Origin of the sequence: Azonexus sp., from assembly GCF_030824335.1 — a bacterium.
Lineage (GTDB): Bacteria > Pseudomonadota > Gammaproteobacteria > Burkholderiales > Rhodocyclaceae > Azonexus.
In genome coordinates, this window is sequence record NZ_JAVBXX010000011.1 from 83,835 (window position 1) to 95,943 (window position 12,109).

Sequence of the window (12,109 nt, forward strand, 5' to 3'; positions counted from 1 at the left end):
ATTTTAGCAGATAAGCACGGGACACACCCGCCTCACTGCCCAACGGAAGACTTAAGCAAAGGCTCGCGCAGCAGGGAAAAATGACGCGGGGCAACATATTGCAACAACTCTTTACCATCCGCATCAACCACAACATCCAGCCCTCTCTCCGGATAAAGCAGATGGACGCGCTTTTCCGATACCAACAAACGCTCTCCTGGCGGACCAAAACGCTGCAAAACAGTCGCCTCATCAAGATTTACGGTAGGTATCACACTAATTGCCTTAACCGGCAAGCGCTCCGCCAGAATCAGATCATCCGGATGCAAACGAATTTTTCGCGTCGTACTCTCCATGTGCTCGGCCTTCAAGGCCCGATCGCGCATCGCAACAATCAGCTCCGGAGAAGCGTCGACCGTAAGAATCACCTTGGCCAAAACAAAACCCAAAGGCAATTGAGCATAATAGGCCTCCAATGAGCCAACCTCATCCGGCGCAGCAACAATGGCGACCTCAGCATCACCACCCAATACCGCACGCACCTCAGCCAATGTATCCAGCCCGGGCCGCACACCAAAAACACGACTCCCTCCCTGCCCATCAAGGTCAATCTGCCAAGGCAAATTGACATTTGGGTCAATACCCTCCTGCTTACCCGAAACAGGCAAAAAGAAAGGAAGAACCAGCGCGGCGATAATCAGCGCAATAAGCGAGAGGGCAAATTTCATGGAAAAAAACAAAAGCAAGGGGAGCTGATTGTGCCACAGAGAAAGTCGCAAAAACCCGGAGAATTGACCAGCCCGCACCCTACCCACCATCCATCGACAACAATCCCGCAGTAAAAAAGCAAAAGGCCTCGCAATTGCGAGGCCTTTTCATACGGACCCAACAGCCCGAAAATTACTCGGCCGAAACGGCAACCGTAATATTGGCCAGCACATCGGTGTGCAGGGCAACATCAAGCGGAAACTCGCCAATCGCCTTCAGTGGGCCGTCCGGCATACGGATGGCAGACTTGTCGATACTGAAACCAGCAGCCTTCAGTGCCTCAGCGACGTCAGCATTACCCACGGAACCAAACAGACGACCGTCCATACCAGCCTTGCGAGCAACAGAAACGGCAGTACCGTTCATCTTCTCGGCAAGCTCCTGGGCAGCAGCCAATTTCTCGGCAGCAGCCTTTTCCAGTTCGGCACGACGCACTTCGAACTCAGCCATGGCAGCCGGCGTAGCACGCTTGGCCATACGCTGCGGAATCAGGAAGTTACGGGCGTAACCGTCCTTGACCTTGACCACGTCACCCAGGTTACCCAGGTTAACAACCTTCTCGAGCAGAATGATTTGCATGTTTCGTCTCCCCGGAAATTATTGATGGTTGTCGGTGTAAGGCAGCAGGGCCAGGAAGCGGGCGCGCTTGATCGCGGTGCCCAGCTGGCGCTGATAGCCGGCCTTGGTACCGGTCAGACGAGCCGGCATGATCTTGGCGTTTTCCTGGATGTATTCCTTCAGGACATCAACATCCTTGTAGTCGATCTGTTCGATCTTTTCTGCCGTGAAGCGGCAGAACTTGCGACGCTTGAACAGGCTGTTGCCGCGACGCTTTTTCTTGTCATCAATCTTCTTTTTGAAGAATCGTGCCATTTTCGTTTCCTTCCAAATATTCGATAGTGTTGGCGTGTATCACAGGCGTTCTGCTGTTGCGACCCCGGGCGGCAATGAATCCTTCGATTCGCAATAAACCACCTAACGGTGCCGCTTCCAGCCAGCGAGCCACATCACCCAAGGCAACAACTGCCATTTCCACTTCCACCAAACGTTCAGCTTTATTTTCAAGCAGTGTCGATTGATGTTGCAGTCGCCCTTCACTGACCGGTATGCCTGCAGGTGTGTAGCGCAATGGTTTGCGCTCGACCAAGCTACCAGAGAGCGTGATGCAGTTCAGTACGCTACGTCCCGTGAAAACCGGATCAGGCAGCTGCGACTTCGGCAACAGCCTCGGTTTCGCCAGCCAGCAGGGACTTCGACTTTTCTTCCTTCATCATCGGGGAAGGTGTCGTCACTGCAGCCTTCATCTTGACGGTCAGGTGACGCAACACAGCATCATTGAACTTGAAGGAATGCTCGAGCTCGCCCAGCGTTTCGCCGTCGCACTCGATATTCATCAGCACATAATGTGCCTTGTGGATCTTCTGGATCGGGTAGGCCAATTGACGACGACCCCAGTCTTCCAGACGATGTACCGAACCACCCTTGGCGGTAACGATGGCGCGATAGCGCTCGACCATGCCGGGCACTTGTTCGCTTTGGTCCGGATGGACGATAAAGCAGATTTCATAATGGCGCATGCAAACTCCTTTTGGGATGAACCCCCCGTCATGCGTTAGCGGTAGGGCAAGGTGGAAAAGCCCAAAACTATAACACCGATTTGGCTCTTTCAGAAAACAAATTGGGAAATGACACTACCCGCACTTACAGACGCCACCAACACACGGGCGAACTCACACCGGCAGGACAGGATGCTCGCCCCGCCTCTCAAGCTCGCGACTCATCCGGTTGGCAGTTTCCTTGAGTTCAATTAAAAACAAGATTTCGGAAGCCACAAAAGCGGAAAACCCCTGCCGTTGTCCACCACGATTGTCACGCAACAACTCATACATATAACCGACCACATCTTCCGAATCCCACATACGGACGATGCTACTGATGATACGAGGCATGTCTTCCAGCCCTCGCACCGCCGGCGCAGACGAGCTGTGCCCGCCCCCCCCCTCACCCGAATCCAGTACCAAGTCGACCGAAGTCCCATCACCGACCATCTCCCAAGACTGGACTTCAACATTGAAATACTTATTCAGATCAGCCGCCACCTTGGCAAATTCTTCCCGCATACCGGCCAGGCGATAAACATCCATCAAGCGCATCCAAGGCTGCAAAGCCTCTTGCGGATTGTTATCGACATACTCCTGCAGCGCCTGCGCCGCCCCCTTTACGCGACCAAAGGAAAGCATGATGTCAGCCAACTCCATCACGGGATTAGCCTCAAAATGCTCGTCAACCGTTGCCTCAACAAGCCGAGCAGATGAGTCTGTTGGTTTGACATGCTCGAGCACGGCATCCCCACCCCCATCCAACTCCACATCCATTTTGACCGAAACACCTGGGCTTACCGGCTCCAGACTCAGATCCAGCTCCGCGCCCTCTCCATACTTATCACTGAGCGGCACATCGGAAATTGGTGGAAAAAACTCAGGTGCCTGATCAGCTTGAGCCTGCCGATTTTCATACTCACGATAATTACGCCAGAACAGCCAAGCACCAAGCCCGAGAAAAACACCAAGCAGCATTCCATAAAAAATCCAACCGGAGAAAAACCCCTCTTCGAGAAGCAATGCCGACTGAGATTTTTTGGCTGCCCCGGTAAGCTCTACGTCAGCCAACGGTAGCGCATCGGCCTTCTCCACAAGATTCACCGAAGCACGGTCTGTCAATTTCAATGTCTTGCCCTGCAAGTCCTCCAGAGCAGTCTCAGCATGACGCAACCTCTCCGCCGCGTTGAGCTGCCCACTTGCCTGCTCATGCAACGCCATCAGGATACGAAACTCCAGACGCAGGATTTCACGCTGCGCCTCGCCCAGTGCTTCGCCAGCAACAAACCCCTGACCAAGCACGGTAGACAAACGCAACGAAGACTCTGTCGTCAGATCGTCAGCAGAAAGCAACAAACGATCAGATAAAGGCTCAGCAACAGGCACAACAACCGGAAGCTTGGGCGGCAATTTTGGCAAGCCGCGCCCATCACCGGAAACGGGCTTGATGCGACGAAGCATCGAGCTTTCATTTTCCCTTTTGGGCTTTTGCAGCACCGACTCAACCGGCACAGGCGACGGAGAAGCCCCTGAAGGCGGAGAGGCAAGCAAGGTATACTCGCGATAAACCTCATGACCACAAGATAACTGGATAGCCAACTGAATGATCGGCTCGCGCAAAACCTCAGTTGTCCGAACCTCAAGCACAGGCTGACTTCCGGATCGAACATTGAAGCTTGCCTGCTTCAACCAAGGCAAGTCATCGTTGCCTCTTGGTTTAACCACCCTGAAACAGGCCGCCTCAGGAAGCATTTTCTCTGCCCCCAAAAGATCAATCGTCAACGCCAAGCGACTTCCCAAAACTGCCGCCCCACCCGACTCTCCCAACCCAATGGCTGACGCCGCTCCTGAAATGACGAGCAGGAAAAAACCAAGGAGAAAAGAAAAACGGTTTTGAATCAACGAATAATCTCTAGACGGGGTTAAGCAAAAACAATGCTGCGGAGCTATTTACCGGAAAGATAACTGTTATCGTCGAATGTTCCAACCCATTGAGGGCGATAAACAACCAATAGCGTGACGACCATACCGGACAGCCAAGCCTCAGAAAAGGCCAAAAGGAAGTAATAAGGGAAATACTCTTCGATCAGGTAATCCCAAGCATAAGCACCAGCCAGCGCCAGAACAATCGTTGAGACGATGCCAACACCAACCATGGCGAGGGCCGCGCCAAGAAAACCATTTACGAATATATAGACAAAAAAATGCTTGGGCAGTGCGCCAGACAACAGACGAAATAGCTGGTGACTCAAAAAAACCCCTACCCCTGCCAGCAAGATCGCATTGGTAGCATAAGAAAAATAACCGGCGGCACCATTCAGCGTAATCCCGAAAAGCACCAGACACAGTCCGACAAACGCGAGATGCGGCCCAAAAACCAGGGTAAATAAATTTGCCCCCAGCAGATGCAGTGACAAGCCGGGTTTTACACCAGCCTTGAGACTCCAGAGCAAAATCAGCACGACGACCATGCCGAACCAGACGTTGGACTGCTCGGAATCAGCCAAGCGCCGCCATGGCGCCAACCAAATGCTACGGGCGAAAAGCGGAAGCCAGGCGCCCCAAGCCACCCAGTACCACATTTCGCCCAGCAGGTTATCTGTCAGATTCACCCGGCCATTTTAGCCGAGCGCCGCCTCCAGTTGCGGCACCACTTCGAACAAATCGGCCACCAAACCATAATCAGCCACCTGGAAAATAGGAGCATCCGGATCCTTGTTAACAGCAACAATCACCTTTGAATCCTTCATCCCCGCCAAATGCTGAATTGCGCCGGAGATACCGATTGCCAGATAAAGTTGCGGGGCAACAATCTTGCCCGTTTGACCGACCTGGTAATCATTTGGCACAAAACCCGCGTCGACCGCAGCACGACTGGCCCCCAAAGCCGCACCAAGCTTGTCAGCCAGAGGCTCCAGCAACTTATGATAATTTTCACCACTGCCTAGGCCGCGACCACCGGACACAATGATTTTTGCCGCCCCCAATTCGGGACGCTCCGACTTGGTCAGCTCACGCCCTTGCAACTGCGTCAGGCCATTATCTGCAAGCGCCGCCAGCGCCTCCACTGGTGCATTATTGCCATCAGCAACAGCATCAAAGGCGGTTGTACGCACGGTAATGACCTTGGTGGAATCAGAGCTCTGCACGGTGGCCATCGCATTTCCGGCATAGATTGGACGGACAAATGTATCAGCCGACTCGACACCGGTAATTTCGGAAATCTGCGCCACATCAAGCAAGGCGGCAACACGTGGCAACAGGTTTTTGCCGAAGGTCGTCGCCGGCGCAAGAATATGCGAGTAAGTCGCGGCATTTGCCACCACCAGCGCAGCCAGATTCTCTGCTGTTTGGGCTTCATAGTGCCCGGCATCTGCAAGCAAAACCTTGGCAACCCCCTGTAGCACAGCAGCCAACTTGCCGGCTTCAGCACAGTTGGCACCAGCTACCAGGACGTGAATATCCCCACCGATCCTGGATGCTGCACCAACGGTATTCAGGGTAGCTGCCTTGAGGCTCTTGTTGTCGTGTTCTGCAATTACGAGAATGGTCATGTCAGATCACCTTCGCTTCGTTCTTCAGTTTATTCACCAGATCGGCCACATCAGCCACCTTGATACCAGCGGAGCGTTTGGCCGGCTCGACCACTTTCAGGGTTTTCAGGCGCGGCGTAACGTCGACCGCAAGATCTTCCGGCTTGACGGTTTCGAGCGGCTTTTTCTTCGCCTTCATGATATTGGGCAAGGTTGCATAGCGCGGCTCATTCAAACGCAGATCTGTCGTAACAACAGCCGGCAAAGACAACTGAAGCGTCTCCAGACCACCGTCGATTTCACGCGTCACCGTTGCCTTGCCATCCGCCAACACGACCTTTGAAGCAAAGGTAGCCTGCGGCCAACCAGCAAGCGCAGCCAGCATCTGACCGGTCTGATTGGCATCATCATCGATGGCCTGCTTGCCGCAAATCACCAACTGCGGCGACTCTTTATCCGCCAGCGCCTTCAGCAGCTTGGCAACAGCCAGCGGCTGCAATTCAACATCACTCTCGACCAGAATGCCACGATCGGCACCGATTGCCATGGCCGTACGCAAGGTCTCCTGACAAGCCGCCGGGCCACAGGAAACCACGACCACCTCGGTCGCGATCCCCGCTTCCTTGAGACGGACAGCCTCTTCGACGGCAATCTCGTCAAAAGGGTTCATGCTCATTTTCACATTAGCCAGATCGACACCGGAACCGTCGGCCTTGACCCGAACCTTGACGTTGTAGTCCACCACCCGTTTAACGGGAACGAGAATTTTCACAAGCATCTCCTTTTATCGGTCAGTATTTTTAGAAACAATCGGCGTTTGACAGACGACTTGCCAAACCGCACAATCTCCATACTGTGTCGTATGGAAAAGCATACGGTAGCGTATGGAAAATAAAACTGTCAAGCCCCCTGAAAAAACTCCGCGTCTCCGTGCCACCGGCAAGGCTGCCGTGACACGCACTCAACTTGACCCCGAACGATGGGTTGATACGGCAATTGACGTCTTGGCCAAGGAAGGCGTTGCCGGATTGCGCGTTGAAGTGCTGGCAAAACGCTGCGGCGTAACAAAAGGAAGTTTCTACTGGCACTTCAAGGACCGTCAAGCCCTGCTTGATGCAATTCTTGAACGCTGGCGCGAGGGTCGCATCCGCGACATCGAAAAGACAACCTCCGGCCTGGCTGGGCGCGAACTAGAACAACTGCATTACGTGATCGAAGTGTACGGGGCCAGTCGCAACCGCAAGGGCATGTCAATCGAACTGGCCGTCCGCGACTGGGCGCGTCACGACACTCGGGCAGCAGCAATCGTCGAGTCCGTCGACCTCTACCGACTGGAATGCACCCGCCGACTATTCGTCACCGCGGGAATGTCGGATGCTGAAGCCAAGAGTCGCAGCCTGCTGCTTTACGCTTGCGTATTTGGCTTGTCGCTAATGCACTACGCCCCGTTTGACGATAACTTGGGCGACCTGAAGCAGCGCATCGCTGAACGGATAATATCCAGTTAAACAGGGCTTGCCGCGCAAACGGAATCCCTGATTAGCCTAGTCAATTCAGCGGGCGGACCAAAAACTCCCGGCCAATCTGCCTCCAGATAACCGCTTCTTCCCCCAAGGCGGCAGCAGTCCAAGGATTCTCTGCCAACCACTCATCGGGCAATTCAAGCAAGAAGCCGCGCCCGGTGGACGACACCCGCCAAGCGGGAAGTGCCCGGTCATCACGTGTACGATGCAATCCAACGGCCAGTCGCAAGCAGAAAACCAGCGTCCATAGACTGTCGACCGCAGGAAGCGCCCCGAGCTTTTCCAATTTGCCGCGATGCCCGAGCACCAGCATGGCCAATCTTGCCTGATCCTTTTTGGAAAAACCCGGCATATCGGCATAGGTCAAAATATAGGCACCGTGTTTGTGGTAGGCATTATGTGCAACCGAAATACCAATTTCGTGAAGCCGGCATGCCCAGGACAAGAAATGGACATCGCTTTCATCCGGCGCCCCGGCACTTAACTGCGTCAGCGCGGACATGGCCGCAGCCTCTACCCGCTCGACCTGATCGCGCTCAACCTGATAGCGTCGGCGAAAATGCGCCACCGTTGCATCACGCATATCGTGATGATGGAAACGCCCAAGCAGATCGTAAAGCACACCAAGACGCAAGGCGCCATCAGCATAAGTCATGCGCTCAAGATCAAGCTCTTCGAAAACAGCCGACATGATGGCGATACCACCAGGCAGCACCGGCATCCGATCCCCCTTGACCCCACGTAAATCGAGCGCATCAGCTGAGCCTGCCTTGATCAGCATGGCGCATAATCGTTCCAGACCAACACGGGTAATTCCACTTTCCCCGCCCGGATTCATCTCATTCATTTCCAGGATATCGGCGATGGCACGCGCCGAACCGGAAGAGCCCACCGCCTCTTTCCAGCCCATCCGCTGATAGTCGTGGGCAATCAACTCAATTTCCTTGGCTGCCGCAATCTGCGCTTCACGCAACCGGCGCTTGTCCACCTTGCCACCAGGAAAATAGCGCATGGTGAAACTGACGCAGCCCATATAAAGCGACTCCATCAACTGCGGGTCGTGACGTTTGCCAATGATGAACTCGGTCGACCCCCCGCCGATATCGACCACCAAGCGTTTGTGCGCTGCACTCGGCAAGGAATGCGAAGCCCCGAGATAGATCAGTCGCGCTTCTTCGCGGCCGGCAATGACCTCAATGGGAAAACCCAGCGCCTCTTCAGCTTGCGGCAAAAACTCACCGACATTTTTGGCGACCCGCATGGTGTTTGTCGCAACCGCCCGCACGGCCCCGCGATCCAGCCCACGCAAACGTTCACCAAACCGGCGCAGAGCAACCAACGCACGCTCCTGCGCTTCGCTATCAAGGAGCTTTTCCGTAGTCAGCCCCGAAGCCAGCCTGACCGGCTCCTTGAGCGAATCGAGTGGATAAATCTGATCATCGACAACCCGCCCGACTTGCAGGCGAAAACTGTTAGAACCGAGGTCGACCGCAGCTACGGTTTCATAAATCATTGCTAGGCATCATCGCTAAATCAGGCGGACCGCGATTTTAGCACCCTGCCTCACGGTAAATTCTTACAAAGACATGTAGAAAAAAAACCCGCCGGGGCTGAAGCGGCGGGTTTTTGCGTGGACCTGACAGAAAAATCAACTGGCCAGGGCGTTCCTGATCTGCTCCAGCGTAGACGGATCTTCAATGGTCGTCAGGTCGCCCGGGTCACGGCCTTCGGCCAAGGCTTGCAGGGAGCGGCGCAGCATCTTGCCGGAACGGGTCTTCGGCAGACCGGTAACGAAATGCACGCGGGCCGGCCGGCCGATCGCACCAAGAATGCCATCGACGGTCGAAAACACTTCCTTCTCCAGCGCCTTGACCAGTTCCGGCGTCGCTACCCGGGTGGCGTCCTTGACCACAGCAAAAGCCATCGGCACTTGCCCCTTGAGCTTGTCCTCGACACCAACCACGGCCACTTCGGCAATTGCCGCATGGTTCTGGATGGCCTCCTCGATTTCACGCGTCCCCAGACGATGGCCAGCCACGTTGATCACGTCGTCGGTACGGCCGAGGATGGTGAAATACCCGTCGTCGTCCTTGATCGCCCAGTCGTAGGAGGAATAAACCAGCGGCTCCTTGAACAGCGTGAAATAGGTGCTGACGAAACGATCGTCCTGACCCCAGACAGTAGACAGGCAGCCGGGTGGCAGCGGCGGAATGACCGCAGCGATGCCCTTCTCGTTGGCACCACATTCGGAACCGTCCTCGCGGAAAATCTTCAGGTTGTAGCCGTAGACCGGAAAACTCGGCGAACCGAACTTGATCGGCGTCTTTTCGACACCGTGCAAGGCGGCCAGCATCGGCCAACCGGTCTCGGTCTGCCAGTAGTTGTCGATGACCGGGCGCCCCAGTTCGTTCTGGAACCATTCGTGCGTCGGCTGATCGAGCGGCTCGCCGGCCATGAACACATGCTTCAAGGTCGACAGGTCGTACTTGTGCATGTAGGCCGGATCCTGTTTCTTCAGCACGCGAGCGGCAGTCGGTGCCGAGAACATCACGGAAACCTTGTACTTCTCGACGATCTGCCACCAGATACCCGGATCCGGGCGCAACGGCGTGCCTTCGTACATGATCGTCGCCATGCCGGCGATCAACGGACCGTAGATGATGTAGGAGTGACCGACGACCCAGCCGATATCCGAGGTCGAGAAAAAGGTCTCGCCTTCACCACCACAATAAATATGCTTCATCGACGATGCCAGCGCCACCGCATAGCCACCAGTATCGCGCTGCACACCTTTCGGCTTTCCTGTCGTACCCGAGGTATAAAGGATGTACGACGGATCGGAAGACTCCAGCCACTCGCACTCAACGCGTGCGTTCATGTGCTCCGCACGCAGCGCTGCATAGTCGACGTCACGGCCAGCGACCTTGTTGAATTCCTTGTCCAGACCACGATCAATCATCAATACCTTGGCTGGGTTGTGCTCAGCCAAATCGATTGCTTCATCCAGCAAATGCTTATAAGGAACGGCACGCCCGCCACGCATGCCGGCGTCGGAAGAAACGATCAGTGTTGGTTTGGCATCGTCAATGCGAGTAGCCAACGATCCAGAGGCAAAACCACCAAACACCACCGAGTGAATCGCACCGATACGTGCAGCGGCAAACATGGCAAATGCAGCTTGTGGAATCATCGGCATATAAATCAGGACACGATCACCCTTCTTTACACCCAAACTTTTGTAAATTGCTGCCATGCGCTCGACTTCGGCCTGCAACTCGGCGAAGGAATAAATTTTTTCCTCGTCAGTTTCCGTCGACACGAAAATCAGGGCATCGTCGTTCGGGCGCTTCGCTGCATGACGATCAATCGCGTTGTGACAGAGATTGATCTTGCCGCCGACGAACCATTTGGCAAATGGCGGGCGCGAAAAATCGCAAACCTGGGTAAACGGCTCTTTCCAATCGACAAGCTGGGCCTGCTCGGTCCAGAACGCATCGGGTTGTTCAATCGAATACTGATGAAATTCCTTGTAAGTCGCCATAAAACGTCCTCTAAAAATGATGATTTCCTGCACACCAAACGAATGAACGGATTATTTTTGCTTTGGTTTCCGTTCGCCCAAATAACGCTCAAGCTCCGCCACCGGCAGAGTCAAGTCCAATTCCTTATCCATCAAAGCAAGCAGCGGCATCAATTGGGCCAACAAGACATCAAGATGCGGCACTACCTGCTCGGCCCGATTCGCTTCAAGCAACTCCAGCGCATGCGCCAAAGAAATCGGTTTGACCGCCGGTAGCGAACCACCAGCTTCCGTCCGATTCCCACCGGCCGCCATCGCCAGTTTCATGCGCTGCCCAGCAAGATCAAGCAGTGCCCCAGCCGACGTCACCCGATCAGCAGGCACACCGGCAAGACCAATACTGACAGTCAACGAAAAAGCTTGGCCCTTCACCGTCACCTTGGATACTTCAACAGCTTGTCGAACGCGCTCGGCAAAACTGCCACAGTGAGTCAGTGCCGTTCCGGGAGAAACTACTGCGTACTGCCCCGAAGCCAGATGCCCCAGGCTATCCTCTTGTCGCACCTTGGCGGTGAGCATTTTGGTGAAACGAGTACCCACCTCATCCGCCATCACCGGACCAAGCATTTCGCATAGCCTTGCATACGAATCGAAGCCAATGACCATCACGCTGACGTCAATGCCATGCCGGGCGGAATGCGACAAAGCCTGCGCTGCCTGCAACTCAAGGTATTTACGGGTAAACAAACCACTGACCGGGTCATGCACCATATGCTCACGACCTTGATCCGTGGCCGCCCGAGCCTGCGGCAATAGCAGCAAATTACCTAGTCTGGACAACAACTCGCCGCCACCAGACCAGTTACCAATAAAGTCAGAAACACCGAGCGTGCGCGCTCTACTACGCTCTTCTTCAGCGCCTTCGTCTAAAACCAGGACAAAGGGCATTTGTTGCAAATGGCGGAGACGGGAAGAACGTAAACGCTCGACCAACTGGTAAGCGCCCATTTTTGGAATCAGAAGGTCGGATACAACTGCCCGTATCGACTGGTCAAGAACAAGCGCCTCCCAAGCCGCATCACCATCTTCAGCCTCCCGCACGTCGTAATGCAATGCAAGATGCTGAATCAGCGCGGCTCGGTTCGATTTCGCCTTATCTACAATCAGGATACGGGGCAGATCCGGCAC

The 12,109-nt window shown here is 54.8% G+C and carries 13 protein-coding genes; 1 reads left to right on the top strand and 12 read right to left on the bottom strand.

The features are described 5' to 3' along the window. Positions 1–32: 32 nt before the first annotated feature. From RCI20_RS07885 to RCI20_RS07925, 9 genes are all read right to left on the bottom strand, one after another. Entirely contained in the window at positions 33–707 is a 675-nt protein-coding gene (locus RCI20_RS07885) for a hypothetical protein (RefSeq protein ID WP_306604164.1), read from the bottom strand. A 172-nt stretch (positions 708–879) separates the two neighbouring features. Beyond that, the gene (rplI, locus tag RCI20_RS07890; protein WP_306604166.1) at positions 880–1,326 is read right to left on the bottom strand and encodes a 50S ribosomal protein L9; all 447 of its coding nucleotides are present in this window, start codon (positions 1,324–1,326) and stop codon (positions 880–882) included. Between the two features lie 18 nt (positions 1,327–1,344). Next, positions 1,345–1,620, bottom strand: a complete 276-nt coding sequence (rpsR, locus tag RCI20_RS07895) for a 30S ribosomal protein S18 (RefSeq protein ID WP_306604168.1) — start codon at positions 1,618–1,620, stop codon at positions 1,345–1,347. Then, entirely contained in the window at positions 1,592–1,969 is a 378-nt protein-coding gene (gene priB, locus RCI20_RS07900) for a primosomal replication protein N (protein ID WP_306604170.1), read from the bottom strand. Before priB ends, rpsR begins: the two co-directional genes overlap by 29 nt. Further along, positions 1,947–2,324 carry a 30S ribosomal protein S6 gene (rpsF, locus tag RCI20_RS07905; protein WP_306604172.1) on the bottom strand — a complete coding sequence of 126 codons (378 nt, stop codon included), beginning with the start codon at positions 2,322–2,324 and terminating at the stop codon, positions 1,947–1,949. Before rpsF ends, priB begins: the two co-directional genes overlap by 23 nt. 153 nt (positions 2,325–2,477) lie before the next feature. After that, a complete protein-coding gene (locus RCI20_RS07910; protein WP_306604173.1) occupies positions 2,478–4,247 on the bottom strand; it encodes a FimV family protein in 1,770 nt (589 codons plus the stop codon). 44 nt (positions 4,248–4,291) lie between these two features. Further along, positions 4,292–4,957 carry an energy-coupling factor ABC transporter permease gene (locus RCI20_RS07915; RefSeq protein ID WP_306604175.1) on the bottom strand — a complete coding sequence of 222 codons (666 nt, stop codon included), beginning with the start codon at positions 4,955–4,957 and terminating at the stop codon, positions 4,292–4,294. Positions 4,958–4,966: 9 nt separating this feature from the next. Next, the gene (locus tag RCI20_RS07920) at positions 4,967–5,899 is read right to left on the bottom strand and encodes an electron transfer flavoprotein subunit alpha/FixB family protein (protein ID WP_306604177.1); all 933 of its coding nucleotides are present in this window, start codon (positions 5,897–5,899) and stop codon (positions 4,967–4,969) included. 1 nt (position 5,900) lies between these two features. Continuing rightward, complete coding sequence (locus RCI20_RS07925) at positions 5,901–6,650, bottom strand: electron transfer flavoprotein subunit beta/FixA family protein (RefSeq protein WP_306604179.1); 750 nt, start codon at positions 6,648–6,650, stop codon at positions 5,901–5,903. Between the two features lie 112 nt (positions 6,651–6,762). On the opposite strand from RCI20_RS07925, the gene RCI20_RS07930 reads away from it, so the two are divergent. After that, positions 6,763–7,386: a TetR/AcrR family transcriptional regulator gene (locus tag RCI20_RS07930; protein WP_306604181.1), complete on the top strand. Its 624-nt coding sequence runs from the start codon at positions 6,763–6,765 to the stop codon at positions 7,384–7,386. A gap of 40 nt (positions 7,387–7,426) precedes the next feature. Here RCI20_RS07930 and ppx read toward each other — a convergent pair whose 3' ends face one another. From ppx to RCI20_RS07945, 3 genes are all read right to left on the bottom strand, one after another. After that, entirely contained in the window at positions 7,427–8,914 is a 1,488-nt protein-coding gene (gene ppx, locus RCI20_RS07935; protein WP_306604183.1) for an exopolyphosphatase, read from the bottom strand. 135 nt (positions 8,915–9,049) lie between these two features. Continuing rightward, the gene (locus tag RCI20_RS07940; RefSeq protein WP_306604185.1) at positions 9,050–10,942 is read right to left on the bottom strand and encodes a propionate--CoA ligase; all 1,893 of its coding nucleotides are present in this window, start codon (positions 10,940–10,942) and stop codon (positions 9,050–9,052) included. A gap of 51 nt (positions 10,943–10,993) precedes the next feature. After that, complete coding sequence (locus RCI20_RS07945; protein WP_306604187.1) at positions 10,994–12,109, bottom strand: diguanylate cyclase; 1,116 nt, start codon at positions 12,107–12,109, stop codon at positions 10,994–10,996.